At 69.7% G+C, this 16,549-nt stretch carries 17 protein-coding genes; 12 read left to right on the plus strand and 5 right to left on the minus strand.

The window, feature by feature from the left end:
• Positions 1-101: 101 nt before the first annotated feature.
• On the minus strand, positions 102-752 hold the full coding sequence (locus AC3EO4_RS34825) for a class II aldolase/adducin family protein (protein ID WP_431899653.1): 651 nt from the start codon (positions 750-752) through the stop codon (positions 102-104).
• Positions 749-1,333, minus strand: coding sequence for a TetR/AcrR family transcriptional regulator (locus AC3EO4_RS34830; protein ID WP_431899655.1), 585 nt, complete (start codon positions 1,331-1,333; stop codon positions 749-751). The genes AC3EO4_RS34825 and AC3EO4_RS34830 overlap by 4 nt, the downstream gene beginning before the upstream one ends.
• Positions 1,334-1,381: 48 nt before the next feature.
• On the opposite strand from AC3EO4_RS34830, the gene AC3EO4_RS34835 reads away from it, so the two are divergent.
• The 7 genes from AC3EO4_RS34835 (at position 1,382) to AC3EO4_RS34865 (ending at position 8,478) form a co-directional block, all read left to right on the plus strand.
• Positions 1,382-2,299 (plus strand): carbohydrate kinase family protein, encoded by a 918-nt coding sequence (locus tag AC3EO4_RS34835; RefSeq protein ID WP_431899657.1) that lies wholly within the window; start codon positions 1,382-1,384, stop codon positions 2,297-2,299.
• Positions 2,296-3,513, plus strand: a complete 1,218-nt coding sequence (locus tag AC3EO4_RS34840; protein ID WP_379575907.1) for an aminotransferase class III-fold pyridoxal phosphate-dependent enzyme — start codon at positions 2,296-2,298, stop codon at positions 3,511-3,513. Before AC3EO4_RS34835 ends, AC3EO4_RS34840 begins: the two co-directional genes overlap by 4 nt.
• 823 nt (positions 3,514-4,336) lie before the next feature.
• Positions 4,337-5,785: an N-acetylglucosamine/diacetylchitobiose ABC transporter substrate-binding protein gene (ngcE, locus tag AC3EO4_RS34845; protein WP_431899659.1), complete on the plus strand. Its 1,449-nt coding sequence runs from the start codon at positions 4,337-4,339 to the stop codon at positions 5,783-5,785.
• Positions 5,786-5,879: 94 nt separating this feature from the next.
• Positions 5,880-6,800, plus strand: coding sequence for a carbohydrate ABC transporter permease (locus tag AC3EO4_RS34850; protein WP_379575905.1), 921 nt, complete (start codon positions 5,880-5,882; stop codon positions 6,798-6,800).
• A gap of 1 nt (position 6,801) precedes the next feature.
• On the plus strand, positions 6,802-7,644 hold the full coding sequence (locus AC3EO4_RS34855; protein ID WP_431899660.1) for a carbohydrate ABC transporter permease: 843 nt from the start codon (positions 6,802-6,804) through the stop codon (positions 7,642-7,644).
• A 9-nt stretch (positions 7,645-7,653) separates the two neighbouring features.
• On the plus strand, positions 7,654-7,902 hold the full coding sequence (locus tag AC3EO4_RS34860; protein WP_379575903.1) for a 4a-hydroxytetrahydrobiopterin dehydratase: 249 nt from the start codon (positions 7,654-7,656) through the stop codon (positions 7,900-7,902).
• A 54-nt stretch (positions 7,903-7,956) separates the two neighbouring features.
• Positions 7,957-8,478 (plus strand): superoxide dismutase family protein, encoded by a 522-nt coding sequence (locus tag AC3EO4_RS34865; protein WP_431899662.1) that lies wholly within the window; start codon positions 7,957-7,959, stop codon positions 8,476-8,478.
• Positions 8,479-9,178: 700 nt separating this feature from the next.
• Here the strand turns inward: AC3EO4_RS34865 and AC3EO4_RS34870 are convergent.
• Both AC3EO4_RS34870 and AC3EO4_RS34875 read right to left on the minus strand, forming a co-directional pair.
• Positions 9,179-10,147: a pirin family protein gene (locus AC3EO4_RS34870; RefSeq protein ID WP_379575901.1), complete on the minus strand. Its 969-nt coding sequence runs from the start codon at positions 10,145-10,147 to the stop codon at positions 9,179-9,181.
• A gap of 52 nt (positions 10,148-10,199) precedes the next feature.
• Positions 10,200-11,027, minus strand: coding sequence for a spermidine synthase (locus AC3EO4_RS34875; RefSeq protein ID WP_431899798.1), 828 nt, complete (start codon positions 11,025-11,027; stop codon positions 10,200-10,202).
• 77 nt (positions 11,028-11,104) lie between these two features.
• Here AC3EO4_RS34875 and AC3EO4_RS34880 point away from each other — a divergent pair, with 77 nt between their 5' ends.
• The 5 genes from AC3EO4_RS34880 (at position 11,105) to lat (ending at position 15,641) form a co-directional block, all read left to right on the plus strand.
• On the plus strand, positions 11,105-12,622 hold the full coding sequence (locus tag AC3EO4_RS34880; RefSeq protein ID WP_379575900.1) for a penicillin-binding transpeptidase domain-containing protein: 1,518 nt from the start codon (positions 11,105-11,107) through the stop codon (positions 12,620-12,622).
• 20 nt (positions 12,623-12,642) lie between these two features.
• Positions 12,643-13,296 carry a PAQR family membrane homeostasis protein TrhA gene (gene trhA, locus AC3EO4_RS34885; protein ID WP_379575899.1) on the plus strand — a complete coding sequence of 218 codons (654 nt, stop codon included), beginning with the start codon at positions 12,643-12,645 and terminating at the stop codon, positions 13,294-13,296.
• Positions 13,293-13,658 (plus strand): PPOX class F420-dependent oxidoreductase, encoded by a 366-nt coding sequence (locus tag AC3EO4_RS34890; RefSeq protein ID WP_379575898.1) that lies wholly within the window; start codon positions 13,293-13,295, stop codon positions 13,656-13,658. Before trhA ends, AC3EO4_RS34890 begins: the two co-directional genes overlap by 4 nt.
• Before the next feature lie 47 nt (positions 13,659-13,705).
• Positions 13,706-14,230 carry an HdeD family acid-resistance protein gene (locus AC3EO4_RS34895; protein WP_379575897.1) on the plus strand — a complete coding sequence of 175 codons (525 nt, stop codon included), beginning with the start codon at positions 13,706-13,708 and terminating at the stop codon, positions 14,228-14,230.
• A gap of 139 nt (positions 14,231-14,369) precedes the next feature.
• Entirely contained in the window at positions 14,370-15,641 is a 1,272-nt protein-coding gene (lat, locus tag AC3EO4_RS34900) for an L-lysine 6-transaminase (protein ID WP_431899666.1), read from the plus strand.
• 93 nt (positions 15,642-15,734) lie between these two features.
• On the opposite strand, the gene AC3EO4_RS34905 is transcribed toward lat, so the two are convergent.
• Positions 15,735-16,472, minus strand: a complete 738-nt coding sequence (locus AC3EO4_RS34905) for an SAM-dependent methyltransferase (protein ID WP_431899668.1) — start codon at positions 16,470-16,472, stop codon at positions 15,735-15,737.
• Positions 16,473-16,549: the final 77 nt, after the last annotated feature.

The raw sequence follows: 16,549 nt of genomic DNA on the forward strand, positions 1-16,549 counted from the left end.
GCGCCGGCCGGCGACGACGAAGCCGACGGCACCGCCCGGCTGGCGGCGCCGCGGCTGGGGCTGGGGTGGCGGTCGCGGTGGGCCCGTGACCGCCACCGGGTTCACGCGTTCCTGCGCGGGAAGACCGGCGGGTTGAGCGACCGCTCGACCACCGCGGCGAGCTGCTCATCGGTCAGCACCACGGGCTTGCCCACGGACAGCCCGCGCACGTAGACCTCGCACAGCCACTCCAGCAGCCTGGCCGCGTCGAACGCCTGGGCCATCGTCGCGCCGATGGTCACCCCTCCGTGGTTGGCCATCAGCGCAGCCTGCTTGCCCTCCATCGCGGACCTGATGTTGGCGGCCAGCTCGGGCGTGCCGTAGGTGGCGTACTCGGCGACCTTCACCACGCCGCCCAGCAGCAACGCGTTGTAGTGGACGGGCGGCAGCTCGGTCATCGTGGTGGCGACCACCGTGCCGAACACCGAGTGCGTGTGCACGACGGCATGCGCGGCGGTCGAGGCGTAGATCGCCAGATGCATGGGCGTCTCGGAGGACGGCTGTGTCTCGCCCTCCACCAGATACCCCTCGACGTCCACGATCGGGCACAGCTCGGGGGTCAGCCGGTCGAGCGCGACGCCGGCGGGGGTGACCACCACCAGATCGCCGTGGCGGGCGCTCAGGTTGCCCGAGGTGCCGAGCACCAGGCCCAGCTCGACGGCGCGCCTGCCGTAGTCGCAGATCTGCTGTCTGAGCAGGTCGACGGCGGTCACAGTGCCTCCAGAGTGGTGATCAGGATGCGCTCCAGCTCGGCCCTGACCAGCTGGTCGGGGTAGAGCAACGATCTCAGGCTCAGGCCGTCGACCAGGGCGAGCAGCCGCTCGGCGACCACGCCGAGGTCGTCGTCCGTGCGGATCTCGCCCGCCGTCCGTGCCTGCTCCAGCAGCTGCCGTACGGCGGCGCGCAGCTCGGCCGCCTCGGCCCGCTGCACCGCGGCCAGCCTCTCCACCGCCAGGCTGCGGCTCCAGAAGCTGATCTCGAGCCGGGTCTCCTGGTCGCGTTCGGCGTCGAGCGGCAGGTTGTCGAGCAGCACCTCGCGCAGTGCCGCCAGGCCCGTCAGGCCCTCGACCCGCCGGGTGATGCGGGCGCGGATGCGCTGGTGCGAGTGGCGCAGCGCCGACAGCAGGATCTCGTCCTTGTCGGTGAAGTAGTGGCCGAGCACGCCGTTGGACAGGCCGGCCTCCTTGGCGATGGCGCGGCTGGTCGCGGCGTCGATGCCGTCGCGCACGATGACGGTGCTCGCGGCCGACAGCACCTCGCGGCGACGCTCCTCGTGGTCAACGATCTTCGGCATGCGTCCAGCATATTGACTTTTTATTCGGACGTCTGTCTACTACCGGCCATGAGCGTTGTGACCGTAGGCGTGCACATCGTGGACGTCCTCACCCGGCCGGTCGAGACCATCCCTGCGGGCCAGGACACCGTGCTGGTCGACCAGATCCGTCTCACGGCCGCGGGGGCCGCCGCGGGCACCGCCGTCGACCTGGTCAAGCTGGGCAACCAGGTCACGTCCATGGGCGCGATCGGCGACGACGAGCTGGGCGACTTCCTCGTCATGATCATGTCGAGGCACGGCGTCGACGTGTCGGGGCTCGCCCGCCGTACGGGGGAGCAGACCGCCGCCTCCATCCTGCCGATCAGGCCTGACGGCGGCAGGCCCAGCTTCCACGTGCCAGGGGCGAACCTGAGCGTCACCCTCGCCGACCTCGACCTCGACGTGCTGCGCCGCGCGAGGGCCGTCCACCTGGGTGGCATGGACGTCACCTTCGGCCTCGGCGACCCCGCCTTCTTCGCGCTCCTCGACGAGCTGCGGGCACGGGGCACGGTCGTCACCATGGACCTGCTGTCGGAGATGCCCGACCTGCTGGGCATGGCGCGGGCCTTCGTCCCGCACGTGGACCACGTCCTCCCCAACGCCTCCCAGGCCCTCGCCATGACGGGCGCGGACAGCGTGGAGGCGGCCGCCTCGGAGCTGCTATCGGACGGAGCCACGGGCGTGCTCGTGACGCTCGGCGGCGAGGGCAGCCTGGTCGTCACCGCCGAGGGCGCGACCCGGGTGCCGGCCCTGGAAGTGGAGGTCAGCGACACCACGGGGTGCGGCGACGCCTACTGCGCGGGCTTCCTCACCGGCCTGCTGCACGGGCACGACCCCGTCACCGCCGCCCGATGGGGCACGGCCGCCGCCGCCCGCGTCGCCACCGGTCTCGGCTCCGACGCGGGACTCATCGACCTGGAATCGACCCTGAAAGGACTGTCGTGAAGGACGCCGAGCTGAGGAAGCGCGCGCAGCAGGTCATCCCCGGCGGCATGTACGGTCACCTCAACGCGGCCATCTTCGCCCCCGGCTACCCGCAGTTCTTCGCCCGCGGTGAGGGGTGCAGGCAGTGGGACGTGGACGGCCGCGAGTACATCGACTTCATGTGCTCGTGGGGCCCCGTCGTGCTCGGCCACCGGCACCCCGTCGTCGAGGAGGCCGCCGCGCGGCAGCTCGCCCTCGGCGACTGCCTCAACGGGCCGGGCCCGATCATGGTCGAGCTGGCCGAGCTGCTCGTCGACACCATCCCCAGCGCCGACTGGGCGATGTTCTCCAAGAACGGCACCGACGCCACCACCCAGGCGCTCATGGTGGCGCGGGCGGCGACCGGCCGTACCAAGGTGCTGATGGCGCACGGCGCCTACCACGGCGCCGACCCGTGGTGCACGCCCTCGCCGGCGGGCACGACCCCCAACGAGCGCGCCGATCTCGTCGAGTTCGCCTACAACTCGCTGGAGTCGCTCGAGGCGGCGGCCGCCACCGTCGAGGGCGACGTGGCCGCGATCATCGTCACGCCCTTCAAGCACGACTCCTTCGAGGACCAGGAGCTCGTCGAGCCCGCCTTCGCACGTGGCGCCCGCGCCCTCGCCGACCGGCTCGGCGCGGCCCTGGTCATCGACGACGTGCGCGCGGGCTTCCGCATCGACCTGCGCGGGTCGTGGGAGGAGTACGGCGTGCGCCCGGACCTGACCGCCTGGTCGAAGGCCATGGCCAACGGCTACCCCATCGCGGCGGTCACCGGCACGGACGCGCTGCGCGGGCCCGCCCAGTCGCTCTACTCCACCGGCTCGTTCTGGTTCTCGGCGGTCGCGATGGCCGCGGCCAAGGCCACCATCGAGACGCTGCGCGACACCGACGGCATCGCGACCATGTTCAGGTCGGGAACCCAGCTCCGCGAAGGCCTGTACGCCCAGGCCAAGGCCCACGGCTTCACCGTCAACCAGACCGGGCCCGTGACCATCCCCTGGCTGAGCTTCGAGGGCGACGCCGACCTGTCCGTGGCCCTGCACTGGAGTGACGCCTGCCTGCGCAACGGCGTCTACATCCATCCCTGGCACAACTGGTTCATGTCGGCGGCCCACTCCGAGGCCGACGTCGCCCGCGCCCTGGAGGGCACCGACCAGGCCTTCGCCGAAACCCGCGCGCACTTCGGGGCGTAGGACCCCCGCAGCGTCGACGCCCGCGGCGACCCCGGCGCCCCGTCCCGGACGCCCCCGGTGAAGACCCGGGGGCGTCCGGCGTTTGCAGCGGAGATCTGCCGGAGTGTCCGGTGTTCCCGGTCTCCTGGATGTTCGGGGTTCGCGGTGGAGGTTCCCCGGGGTGTCCGGTCTCCCGGTCTCCTGGATGTTCGGGGTTCGCGGTGGAGGTTCCCCGGGGTGTCCGGTCTCCCGGTCTCCTGGATGTTCGGGGTTCGCGGTGGAGGTCTCCCGGGGTGTCCGGTCTCCCGGTCTCCCGGTCTCCCGGGCGTTCGGGGTTAGCAGTGGAGATCTCCGGGGTTGTTCGGTGATCGCGGTGGAGGCCTCCAGGGTGTGTCCGGTGTCCACGTCCAATCGAGGGTGCGTTTCAGCCGCCTCCGGGTGGTTTCTCTCGTCCGGGCAATGCCGTTCGGCGGGCGTTCTCGTTCGCCTGGTCACGCCGTTCGGCGGGCTCCGGCGGCGCCTGCCGGGATACGCGGGGCCCAGGACCGGGCGCGCCCGTTGACGGCGGCCCTGACGGCGTCGGGCGGCGCGCGGCGTCCCGCTCCTTTGAAGATCGTCTGTGACACCCTTGCCGTCCATGCCGTTGTCGACGATGCTGTCAGCCTCGTCGCCGCTACGCGCGGTCCGCGTACGCTCGACATGGGTCCGACCTTCGCCCCGAAATCACGGTGTGGCCTCTCAAGGTCACAGCTGCGTCTCGAAGTCTTGACCCAGGTCGTCGGCCGTCCGTACCTTCAGGCAAACGTTTAGGAAACTTTCCTAATTGATCCAATCGGGAGACCCCATGACCCACCCGGGAGAGATCACCAGGCGCCAGCTGCTGCGCCGGATCGGCCTCACCGTCATCGCCGCAGGCCCCGGCGCGGGCCTCCTCACCGCGTGCGCGACCGGCGGCGGGGCCGAGCCCGCCGCGTCGGCCGGCGCGAGCGCGGCCGCCTCCAACCTGGTCTCCGCAGCCAACCCGCTCGGCGTGGACGCCAAGAAGCCTCTCGAAGTGGTCATCTTCAGCGGCGGATACAGCGACGCCTACGCCAAGGACGTCCATGAGCCGCTGTACTCCAAGGCGCACGCGGGCGTCCAGATCAAGCACGTCGGCACCCAGAACATCGGCACCCAACTGCGCCCCCGCTTCCTCAGCGGCGACGTGCCCGACGTGGTCAACAACTCAGGCCCCGAGGCGCTCGACCTGGCCGCGCTCGCCGCCGAGGGTCACCTCGCCGACCTGACCCCGCTGTGGGACGCCCCCTCCGTCGACGACCCCAGCAAGAAGGTCCGCGACACCATCACCCCCGCGGCCATCGAGAACGCCAAGCTCAACGGCCAGGACCTGGTCCTGAACTACACGGTGTCGCACCGCGCGCTCTGGTACGACGCCAAGCTCTTCGCCGCCAAGGGGTGGACGCTCCCCGAGACGTGGGAGGAGTTCAAGGCGCTCGGCGAGACGGCGAAGAAGGAAGGCATCGTCCTGTTCGCCTACCCGGGCCAGAAGGGCCCGTACTACCAGCTCTGGAACATGCTCTACACCGCCGCGAAGATCGGCGGCAACCAGGTCATCATCGACATCGACAACCTCGTCGACAACGCGTGGAAGTCCGAGGCGGTCAAGGCGTCCGTCACCGCGTGGCTGGAGATCCAGACCGCCTACGGCGACAAGGCCTACCTCGGCCTCGACCACACCCAGACGCAGGTCAAGCACCTGCAGCACAAGGTGCTGTTCTACCCCTGCGGCTCCTGGCTCGAGAACGAGATGGTCAAGGACAAGCCCAAGGACTTCGAGTACGCCATCGCGCCTGTCCCCAGCGTGACCGCCGCCGACAAGATGCCCTACGGGGCGATCCAGGTCGGCGTGGGCGAGAACTTCGTCGTCGCGGCCAAGGGCAAGAACCCGCAGGGCGGCCTGGAGTACTTCCGCATCATGCTCTCCAAGGAGGGCGCGAAGGGCTTCACCGAGAAGACCAAGAACCTCACCGTGGTCAACGGCGCGGCCGAGGGCCTCGACCTGACCCCGGGCCTGGTCAGCGCCGCCAAGGCGCAGGACGCCGCGGGCCAGGACATCATCACCGACGCGCGCTTCGAGGGCTGGTACAAGGAACTGTTCGACTTCGCCTGGCAGCAGCAGAACACGCTGATGGCCGGCCGTCTGACCGTCGACGAGTACCTGAACAGGGTCCAGAAGAAGGCCGACGACATCAAGGCCGACTCCTCGATCGCGAAGCAGACGAGGAACGTCTAGCGGCGATGAGCACAGAGCGAACCCGACGCAGTGAGCGGAGTGGGTCCGTGAGGGACGAGCGGGCCCGCGGAGCGAATGAGGAGGGTGAGCGACGATGAATACAGAGCGGCTGCGCAAGTACGGGTTCATCGCCGGGTTCCTCATCGTCCCTCTGACCCTCTACCTGGTTTTCGTGATCAGTCCCTACATCCAGGCGTTCCAGCTGTCGCTGACCAACTGGAACGGGTACCAGAGGAATCCGGCCTACATCGGCCTGGAGAACTTCGGCAGGCTCTTCGAGGCCGAGGTCTTCTGGCAGGCGATCCGCAACCACGCGGTGATCCTGCTCGTGCTGCCGCTCGTGACCATCGCCTTCGCGCTGTTCTTCGCCTTCCTGCTCAATCTGGGCGGCGGTTCGCGCGGGGCGGGCATGAAGGGCGTCTGGGGGTCGACCTTCTACAAGGTGGTCTTCTTCGCCCCCCAGGTGCTCGCCGTCGCCGTCGTCGGCGTGCTGTGGAAGGCGATCTACCGGCCGGACGAGAGCGGCGTCATCAACGGCGCGCTCATCAAGATGGGCTTCGACCCGGTCGGCTGGCTGACGGAGCCGAACCTGGCTCTCTGGTCACTGCTGGCCGTGATGATCTGGCAGGCGGTCGGCTTCTACGTGGTGCTGTTCTCCGCCGGTATGGCCGCCATCCCGAAGGACTACTTCGAGGCCGCCGCGCTCGACGGCGCGGGACGCTTCCGGCTGTTCTTCTCCATCACGCTGCCGCTGCTGCGCGACACCATCCAGGTCGGCTGGGTCTACCTGGGCATCGCGGCCTTCGACTGCTTCGCGCTCGTCCAGGTGCTGTCAGTGGACGCGGGCGGTCCCGACGGCGCCACCACCGTGCTCCCCGTCGAGATCTACAAGACGGCCTTCTCCTACAACAAGGTCGGATACGCCTCCGCCATGGGGGTCGCCCTGTTCTTCCTGACCATCACCTTCGCGGTGCTGACCCTGCGCGTCTCCAGGCGCGAGAAGATCGAGCTCTGACATGCGGAACAAGCGCACGCCCAACGTCTTCAGCGGTCTCTCGCATCTCGCGCTCGTCATCTGGGCCCTGCTGATCGTCCTGCCGCTGCTGTGGACGTTCCTGGCGGCCTTCAAGAACAACACCGAGATCTTCGGTGACGCGCTCCAGCTGCCGGGCGCGCTGCGCTGGGACAACTGGGCGCGCGCGTGGGACAAGGCCCACGTCGGCACCTACATGATCAACACTGTGATCGTGGTGTTCTTCGGTACGGCCGGCACCATGCTGTTCGGCTCCATGGCCGCCTACGTGCTCGCCCGCTACAAGTTCCCCGGGCAGCGCCTGATCTACCTGCTGTTCGTGGCGGGCATGGCCTTCCCGGTCTTCCTGGCCATCGGCCCGCTGTTCTTCATCGTCAAGCAGTTCGGCCTGCTCGACTCGCACATCGGCCTGGTCATCGTCTACATCGCCTACTCGCTGCCCTTCACCGTCTTCTTCCTCGCGGCCTTCTTCCGCACGCTCCCCGAGGCCGTCGCAGAGGCGGCGAAGATCGACGGAGCCTCGCACACCAGGACGTTCTTCCAGGTCATGCTGCCGATGGCCAGGCCGGGCCTCATCAGCATCACGATCTTCAACGTGCTCGGCCAGTGGAACCAGTACCTGCTGCCGCTCGCGCTGGTACCCGGCGACAAGGAGAAGTGGGTCATCACCCAGGGCATCGCCGACATCTCGACCATCGCGGGATACGAGGCGGACTGGCCCGCCCTGTTCGCGGCGCTGAACCTGGCGATCATCCCGGTGCTCGTCATCTACATCGTCTTCCAGCGCCAGATCCAGTCAGGGCTCGGAGCGGGCGCGCTGAAGTAACGTGGCCGTATGACCGACTGGAAGCAAGAGGGAGAGGTGCTCCGGCGCAGCATCAGCGCGCCGGACTTCCCCACGGCCATCCGCATCGTCGACGCGATCGCGGTCAAGGCCGAGGAGCTCAACCACCATCCCGACATCGACATCCGCTGGAGGACCCTGCATCTCGCGCTGACCACGCACGACGCGGGCCGCCTCACCGAGCTTGACCATACATTGGCCGCCATCATCGACGACATCGCCCGCGAACACGGGGCGTGAACGCCTGACTACTCAGTAGAGTGGGCACCCGCCTGCTCGTCTGGAGAGTTCGTCATGCGCCTGCCGACCCTCATGCTCGCCCTGCTGCCCCTCGGGGCGTGCGCCGCCCCCACCACCGCCCTCGTGCCGACACCGCACGAGGGGGTGCGTATCTCCGGCGGCGGCGAGTTCAGCACCAAGGACACCTCGGCCATCGTCTACGACACCAAGCTGGCGCCATCCGGCGCGCAGGCCAGCGTCACCGTCGAGTCCGCCGACGGCCAGACCCGCACGTCCTTCGTCGCCGAGGGGCTGCTGCCCGACCGGAAGTACGGCGTGCACCTGCACACCAAGCCGTGCGGCCTCAAGCCGGACGATTCGGGCCCGCACTTCCAGCACGCCCACGCCAGCCCGAGCGCGACCAACGAGGTGTGGCTCGACATCACGACCGACCGCTCGGGAGCGGCCACCTCGGCCGCGCGTAACCCCTGGGCGCTGACTCCCGACCGGGTGCCGCACTCCCTGGTCATCCACGCCTCCGCCACCGCCACCGACGGCACAGCGGGGGCGCGCGTCGCCTGCCTGACGCTCAAGTAACCCCGGCGCGCGTCTCCTGCCTGCACAGACGATCCTGCGGTAGGGCGCGTCCTCGGCCTGAGCTCAAACGATCCTCCGGTACGGCACGGCGGGGTCGAGGCCACCGCAGGACGACGGTTGAGGCCCGTCCATCACGCTGCTCCAGCGGGACTCCGGTCCCCGCCGTCACGTCATGGCGGTCCTTCACCCACCCTGGCCCTGCAGGGCCGCCGAGGACTCGGGCCGGTGCGACCTCACCCACGCGCGGTCCCTTGTCGGGCCTCACCCACGCGCGGTCCCTTGCCGGGCCTCGGCCATGCCCGGCTCGCCGAAGCCTGGGCCGGTGCGACCTCACCCACACGCGGTCCGTTGCCGGGCCGGGCCACGTGCGCTCGGGGAGGCGTGTCCCTGGACAGACGCCGGCCCCGCGCCTCGGGTGGCGCGGGGCCGTGCTTGCCGTACGAGACCCCGGGAAGCGGGGCCGCGCGACGGCCGGTGGCGGGACCCCGAAAGCCCGGGAGGTGGGGCCACGCGCGACGGCCGGTGGCGGGACCCCGAAAGCCCGGGAGGTGGGGCCACGCGCGACGGCCGGTGGCGGGACCCTCGGGAGCCCGGGAGGTGGGGCCACGCGCGACGGCCGGTAGCGGGACTCCTGGTAGGCGGGGCCGCGTGGCGGTCGGTGGCGGGACCGCCTGCGATCCGACGGTCGGTGGCGGGACGGTCAGTGGCCGGCTGGGATGCTGCCGAACTTGCCGGACTGGTAGTCCTCGAAAGCCTGCACCAGCTCGGCGCGGGTGTTCATCACGAACGGGCCGTAGTGCGCCACGGGCTCGCCGATCGGCCGGCCGCCCAGCACGATGACCTCCAGCGTGTCCTTCGGGCGCGCCGCGATCCGCAGCCACTCCCCGTCGGTCGTCAGGCCCGGCTTGTCGCCGAAGCCGTCGAACACCGCCAGCTGCCCGCTCGTGATCGGCTGCCGGTCGCCGCCGACCGTGCCGCGTCCCGACAGGACGTACGCGAGGGCGTTGAAGTCCCTGCGCCACGGCAGCGTGAGCTGCGCGCCGGGGCTGACGGTCGCGTGCAGCAGCGTGATCGGCGTGTGCGTGCTGCCGGGGCCCAGGTTTCCGGCCACGTCGCCCGCGATGACGCGGACCAGCGCGCCGCCGTCGTGGCTGCTGAGCAGGACGACGTTGGTGCGCCCGATGTCCTGGTACTTCGGGGTCATCATCTTGTCCTTGCCGGGCAGGTTCACCCACAGCTGGATGCCGTGGAACAGGCCGCCCTTCTGGACGAGCCACTCGGGCGGGGCCTCCTTGTGCAGGATGCCGCTGCCCGCCGTCATCCACTGGGTGTCGCCGTCGGTGATGGTGCCACCGCCGCCGTGGGAGTCGGTGTGGTCCATGACGCCGTCGATCATGTAGGTGACGGTCTCGAACCCGCGGTGCGGGTGCCACGGCGTGCCCTTGGGCTCGCCGGCGGCGTACTCGACCTCGCCCATCTGGTCCATCATCACGAACGGGTCGAGGTAGGCGGGCTTGATCGTCGCCAGGGCCTTGCGGACGGGGAATCCCTCACCCTCGAAACCGCTGGGCGCGGTGGCGACCGTCAGGACCTTGCGCTCGGGCACGGTGACGTCCGGCTGTGGCAGGCGCGGCAGAGTGAGCTGGTTCTCTACGGTTACGGCGGGCATGTCGGGCTCCTTCCTGCGAGTCTCGGATGCTCCAACCAAGTTTAGAATTCAACTATTCCATGCCGAAGACCGCAGGGGGAGGGGCTGGGGCGAGAACGGCGTCCCCGTCGTGGATGGGGGAGGCGCCGGCGACGAAATTCGTCAGCGCCTCGCCGTACACGCAGCGGGCCTGGGTGAGGCCGCCCGCCGCGCGCCTGGTGAGCAGATCGACCGGCAGCTCGCTGGGGGAGGCGGCGATGATCAGGTTGCCGAACCTGCGGCCGCGCATGATGCCGGGCTCGGCCAGCAGTGCCACGTGCTTGAAGGAGCCGCGCACGGTCGCCACCACCCGCCTGGCGAACGCCAGGCCCTTGCCGTCGGCCATGTTGATCAGCAGGGTCCCCGAGGCGCGCAGGACGCGGGCGACGTCGGCCATGTACTCGGCCGTCGCCAGCTCGACGGGCATCGTCGCGCCCGAGAAGGCGTCGAGGACGAACAGGTCGGTGGAGCCGTCCCAGATGGCGGCCGTCGCCTCGCGCCCGCCCTGGACACGCACCTTCAGCCTGGGCACCGAGCGGAGGTCGAGCTGCGAGCGCACGAGCTCGACCAGTGCCGCGTCGGGCTCGACGACGATGTGCCTGGAGCCGGAACGGGTGGCGCTGACGTAGCGGGGCACCGTGCAGGCCCCGCCGCCGACGTGGACGCAGTTCAGCTCGCCCTCGGGCAGGACGTCGATGACGTCCGCCATGAGCCGCACATACTCAAAATCCAGATATGTCGGATCTTCTAGATCCACATACGACTGCGGTACGCCATCCTTGGACAGCATCCATCCGCTCGGCCGGTCCAGATCCCTTAGCAGCTCGACTTCGCCGAAGGTCACCGGATAGCGGCCGGGCATCGGCTCCCGCGGTCCACGTGTCACGTTCGGCTCCCTATCTGGTATATCGAGGTGGAACTTGTTCCTGGGAGAACCGTATGCGTAGGCGAAGGCTGATTGGGCTGCTTGTCGCGCTCGGCGTGGTGGCGGGCGCAGGCGCCTTCGCGTTCGTGGCCTCCTCGGGTGTGCACGGCAGCGCCATGGCGACGGCCGGCGCCTATCTGGCAGCCTGGCAGCGCAGTGACGTCACCTCCATGGAACAGCTCGTGGCCGACCCGCCCGCCGACTTCACCGACAGGCACCTCGCCTTCGCCGACCAGTTCAGGGTCTCGGCGCTCACGCTCAAGCCGGGCAGCCTCAAGGTCACCGGGGAGGAGACGGCGGAGCTGCCGTTCAGCGGCACCAGGCAGCTGACCGGCATGGGGCCGTGGGCGTTCGCGGGGACGTTACGGCTCGCCGTGAAGGACGGCGCGTGGAAGGTGCTCTGGGGTCCCGAGACCCTGCATCCGGCGCTGCGGAACGGAGGCACGCTGTCGCTGGAGGAGACCGAGGTGTCGGGCGTGGAGCTGGTCACCAGGTCGGGGGCGGCCTTCCCGCACGACAGTGCCGCCGAGCCGTACCTCGACCGGCTCAAGGAACGGATCGGCGAGACCAACACCGGCTGGGCGATCAGAGCGACCGCTCCGGGCGCGGAGGGAAGGACGCTGGTCGTCTTCCAGCCGCCGCCCGCCAGGCAGGTGCACGTCACGCTGTCGCGCCCGGTGCAGGCGGCCGCGGCCAGGGCGCTGGACGGGGTCGACGAGGCCGCCGCGATCGTCGCGGTCAAGGCCAGCACGGGAGAGGTCCTGGCCGTGGCCGACCGGCTGGGTGAGGCGGGCGCCTTCGAGCGGCTGTTCCCGCCGGGCTCGACGTTCAAGGTGGTGACCGCCGCGAGTCTGCTGGAGGCGGGGATGACGGCCTCCAGCGCGGTCGCCTGCCCGCCGAGCTACGCGGGCATCGCCAACTCCGGCGACCAGACCGCCACCACGCTGGCGGGAGCGTTCGCGGTCTCCTGCAACACCACTTTCGTCCAGCAGGCGCTCACCAGTCTGGGCGCCGCGCGGCTGGAACGGGTCGCCACGGAATGGGGCTTCGACGGCAGAAAGCTGCCCACCGGCGTGGGCGGGCAGTGCGGCAGGCTCACGCCGGAGGCCGACCGGAGCACGCTGGCGCTGAACTCCATCGGGCAGGGAACGGTCGAGGCCTCGCCGCTGTGCATGGCGGCGCTCGCCGCCGCCGTCGACAGCGGCATCTGGCGCTCGCCGAGGCTCGTCACCGCGAAGGCGGCGAGGAAGCTCGACGGCGCGCCGCCCGCCGAGGTCACGCTGGACCAGCGGGTCGTCCAGGACCTGCGGACGATGATGCGCCAGGTCGTCAGCGAGGGCACCGCCAAGGACGCGGGCCTCGGGGCCGACGTGGCGGGCAAGACGGGCACGGCCGAGGTGCCCGCGGGCAGGCCGCACGCCTGGTTCGTCGGATACCAGGGCGATCTTGCCTTCTGCGTGTTCGTCAAGAACGGCGGATCGGGTGCGAAAGTGGCGATTCCCATAGCCGCCCGCTTCCTCGGCGCGCTCTAACCTACGCTACCGTAGGTTTCATGACGAGTGTCGCCACGTTCCCCAAGCCGCGGCTCCGCGGCTGGCTGCACACCGGAGCCCTCCCCGTGGCCCTGGTCGCCGGATTCGTCCTGGTCGCTCTGGGGCCCACCGTCCAGGCCAGGCTGGCCTCCGCCATCTACGCGATCACCTCCGGCCTCCTGTTCGGCATCTCCGCCACCTATCACCGCAGCACGCTCGGCCCCCGTCTGGCCGAGGTCCTGCGCAGGTTCGACCACGCGAACATCTATCTGATCATCGCGGGCACCTACACCCCGTTCGCCCTCCTCGCCCTCGACGGGCTGCCCAGGGTCCTCGTGCTCGCCATCACGTGGGGCGGCGCGCTGGCGGGCGTGCTGTTCCGCGTGCTGTGGATGTCGGCGCCCCGCTGGCTCTACACCGTCCTCTACCTGGCGCTCGGCTGGACCGCGATCTTCGTGATGCCGCAGCTCCTGCAGGGCGCGGGCGCGGCCGCGGTCGTCCTCGTGGCCGTCGGCGGCGTCCTCTACAGCGCCGGCGCCATCGTGTACGGCCTGCGCAGACCCGACCCTTCGCCGCGCTGGTTCGGCTTCCACGAGGTCTTCCACGCCTTCACCGTCGCCGCCTACCTCGTGCAGTACATCGCGGTGTCGATCGTGGTCTACTCTCAGGCGTGAATCTCGGCCATGAGCAGTACGTCTGCGTGACGACCTATCGCAGGAACGGCACCCCCGTGCCCACACCGGTCTGGGTGGCGCAGGACGGCGACGCCGTCGTGATCTGGACCGTGGCCGACTCCGGCAAGGTCAAGCGCATGCGCGCCAACCCGTCCGTCACCGTCGCGCCCTGCGACGTGCGCGGCAGGATTCGCGGCGAAGAGGTGAAGGCTCGCGCCGAGGTCCTCTCCGCGGAGGAGACCGAGCGCGTCAGGCGGCTGCTGAAGGCCAAGTACGGCCTGCAGGGCAGGCTGGTGCTGCTCGGCAGCCTGCTACGCCGGGGTCGTACCGGCACGGTCGGTGTCCGGATCGCTGATATTTGACCCATACCTGGTCTGTATTCGCCAAACTTTGGGATATCAGACCAGGTATGGAGCAATTGGCAAGCACCTGGTGGCTCATCCTCATCCGGGGTATCTGCGCCGTGATCTTCGGCATCCTGGCGATCATCTGGCCGGCCATCACGGTCTTCGTGCTGGTGATCTTCTTTGGCGCCTACGCGCTCGTCAACGGCATCTTCACGCTGGTCTCCGCCTTCCGGCACAACGTCGAATCCAGGGCCTGGCTCATCATCTCCGGCATCCTCGGCATCCTGGCCGGCATCGTGACCTTCGTCTGGCCGGGGATCACGACGCTCGCCCTGCTCTACGTCATCGCGTTCTGGGCGATCTTCACGGGGGTCGCGGAGATCATCGCGGGCATCCGGTTGCGGAAGGCCATCGACAACGAGTGGATGCTGATCATCGGTGGGCTGCTGTCGGTGATCTTCGGAGTGCTGCTGCTGATCTGGCCCGCGTCGGGAGCGCTCGCGCTGACGTGGCTGATCGGCACCTTCGCGATCGTCTACGGAATCGCGATCATCATGCTGTCGATCAAGGTGAAGAACCTCGCGTGAGCCCGCCCGCGCCGCCGGCTCCTCTCGGTGGCGGGGTGTGTAGAACCTTGTGCGATCAAGCCTCTTTCGCGAAAAGTCTTTACATGGACGCCCAAATATGGGGAACGTATGTCGTGATCCAGCTCACAGAGGAGGGGACATGGACGTCCATGACCGGCTCGCCCGCCACCTACTCGTCGACGGCTACCGGCTGGTGCTGGATCTCGACAGAAGCCAGGGTTCCTGGCTCGTCGACGCCCGCACCGGCCGCCGGTACCTGGACTTCTACACCTTCTTCGCCTCCGCCCCCCTCGGCGTGAACCCGCCGCTCGACAGGGAACTGCTCGGCAGGATCGCGCTCAACAAGCCGGCCAACCCCGACATGTACAGCGAGCACCTGGCCGACTTCGTCGACACCTTCACCCGCGTCCTCGGCGACCCCGACCTGCCCCGCCTGTTCTTCGTCGAGGGCGGCGCGCTCGCCGTCGAGAACGCGCTCAAGACGGCCTTCGACTGGAAGAGCCGCCGCAACGAGGCCGAGGGGCGCCCCCGCGAGCTCGGCACCCGGGTCATGCACCTCACCAAGGCCTTCCACGGCCGTTCCGGCTACACCCTCTCACTCACCAACACCGAGCCGCTCAAGACCGACCGCTTCCCCGTCTTCGACTGGCCGCGCATCGACGTCCCCGCGACCCACATGGAGGACGTCGAAGCCCTCGAGGCCAAGGCCCTGGCCCAGGCGGCCGCCGCCTTCGAGCGCCACCCCCACGACATCGCCTGCTTCATCGCCGAACCCATCCAGGGCGAGGGCGGCGACAACCACATGCGCCCCGAGTTCCTTCAGGCCATGCAGGCCCTGTGCCACGAGCACGACGCCCTGTTCATCCTCGACGAGGTGCAGACCGGGGGCGGGACCACCGGGACCCCCTGGGCGTACCAGCAGCTCGGCCTCGCCCCCGACATCGTCGCCTTCGCCAAGAAGGTGCAGGTCGGAGGCATCATGGCGGGCAGGCGCGTCGACCTCGTCCCGGACAACGTGTTCAACGTCAGCGGGCGCATCAACTCCACGTGGGGCGGCGGGCTCGTCGACATGGTCCGCTCCCGCGCCATGCTCGAGATCATCGAGCGCGACGGTCTCATCGCGCGCACCGCCGAGGCCGGCGTCCGCCTCGTCGAGGGGCTCGGCAAGCTCCAGGCCGAGCAGCCCGCGCTGGTGTCGAACGTGCGGGGCCGGGGTTTCATGTGCGCCTTCGACCTGCCCGACGCCCCCCGCCGCAGCGCGCTCATCACGCGTCTGCGGGAGGAGGAGGGCGTCGTGGTCCTGCCCTGCGGGGAGCGTTCGGTACGGCTCAGGCCCGCGCTGAACATCCCCGACGAGGATCTCGACCACGGCCTCACGGCCATCTCCCGCGCCCTCTCCCGACCTCTGTGACCAGCTTTCCCCCCGATCGACCCCGTCACCAGGCCCGGCTGAACCCGCCGGTGGATCGGCCCGCAGGGCCCGCCACGACCGCCGGCTCTCAGCTCAGCCGGCCGTAGGGCGCAGGATCAAGGTGACGAACCCCCACGTGTCCCGATAGACGCGCAGCCATTCGGAGCGGTGCGCCGTGGCCACCGCGAGCGCCTCGGCGCTGTCCGGATCCCCCTGGTTGTCCAGAGCCCAGGAGGCCAGCGTCCCCGTCCATGCCCATTCGTAGCCGTCCAGCTCCTCGCGGGAGCTGACGTGCCCGTAGACAGGAGTCCACCCGTCGGCGACGACCCGATCCACGGTGGTCGGCAGATTGGCGAAGTCGCCGAGCATCTCGACGGCCTCCCGAGACGGCTCGCGCAGCCAGAGCCCGTCGCCGACCAGCACCCGCCCGCCCGGAGCCAGGTGCTCGCGCGCCGCCGCCAACGTGGGGAGCAACCCGCCGAAGGCGTGCGCGGCTCCGACACTGAGTACCAGGTCGAACGCGTGCGAGGCGGCGAAGTCCGCGGCCGCCCGGTGATGCAGGACGAGACGATCCTGGACGCCGAGGGCGCCGGCCGCCTTGCGGGCGTGCGCGAGAGCGACCTCCGAGGTGTCCACTCCCTCCGCCCGTACGTCCGGACACGCCGTCAGAGCGCGCAGAAGCCATTCCCCGCCCCCGCACCCGAGGTCGAGCACGCGTTCGTCACCGCGTGAAAGGGCGCGATCCAGCAGCCGCCGGACCGAGTCGTCGTCGAGCGGTGCCGCGATGGGGTGGTCGGCATGAGCCAGTCTGGAGATCAGGTCACGATGCATGGGGCGCAGTGTCACAGAGCCGCCGGTCGCGGCGCACCTGTATTTGTCCCCGTCGGGGATCGGAAAGGAGCCCGCAG

This window comes from Nonomuraea sp. bgisy101 (assembly GCF_057708945.1).

Coding starts and splice junctions, on each gene's coding strand:
- AC3EO4_RS34830 (WP_431899655.1), bottom strand. CDS start 1,333: ATGCCGAAGATCGTTGACCACGAGGAGCGTCGCCGCGAGGTGCTGTCG.
- AC3EO4_RS34835 (WP_431899657.1), top strand. CDS start 1,382: ATGAGCGTTGTGACCGTAGGCGTGCACATCGTGGACGTCCTCACCCGG.
- ngcE (WP_431899659.1), top strand. CDS start 4,337: ATGACCCACCCGGGAGAGATCACCAGGCGCCAGCTGCTGCGCCGGATC.
- AC3EO4_RS34850 (WP_379575905.1), top strand. CDS start 5,880: ATGAATACAGAGCGGCTGCGCAAGTACGGGTTCATCGCCGGGTTCCTC.
- AC3EO4_RS34855 (WP_431899660.1), top strand. CDS start 6,802: ATGCGGAACAAGCGCACGCCCAACGTCTTCAGCGGTCTCTCGCATCTC.
- AC3EO4_RS34860 (WP_379575903.1), top strand. CDS start 7,654: ATGACCGACTGGAAGCAAGAGGGAGAGGTGCTCCGGCGCAGCATCAGC.
- AC3EO4_RS34865 (WP_431899662.1), top strand. CDS start 7,957: ATGCGCCTGCCGACCCTCATGCTCGCCCTGCTGCCCCTCGGGGCGTGC.
- AC3EO4_RS34870 (WP_379575901.1), bottom strand. CDS start 10,147: ATGCCCGCCGTAACCGTAGAGAACCAGCTCACTCTGCCGCGCCTGCCA.
- AC3EO4_RS34875 (WP_431899798.1), bottom strand. CDS start 11,027: ATGCCCGGCCGCTATCCGGTGACCTTCGGCGAAGTCGAGCTGCTAAGG.
- AC3EO4_RS34880 (WP_379575900.1), top strand. CDS start 11,105: ATGCGTAGGCGAAGGCTGATTGGGCTGCTTGTCGCGCTCGGCGTGGTG.
- trhA (WP_379575899.1), top strand. CDS start 12,643: ATGACGAGTGTCGCCACGTTCCCCAAGCCGCGGCTCCGCGGCTGGCTG.
- AC3EO4_RS34895 (WP_379575897.1), top strand. CDS start 13,706: ATGGAGCAATTGGCAAGCACCTGGTGGCTCATCCTCATCCGGGGTATC.
- lat (WP_431899666.1), top strand. CDS start 14,370: ATGGACGTCCATGACCGGCTCGCCCGCCACCTACTCGTCGACGGCTAC.
- AC3EO4_RS34905 (WP_431899668.1), bottom strand. CDS start 16,472: ATGCATCGTGACCTGATCTCCAGACTGGCTCATGCCGACCACCCCATC.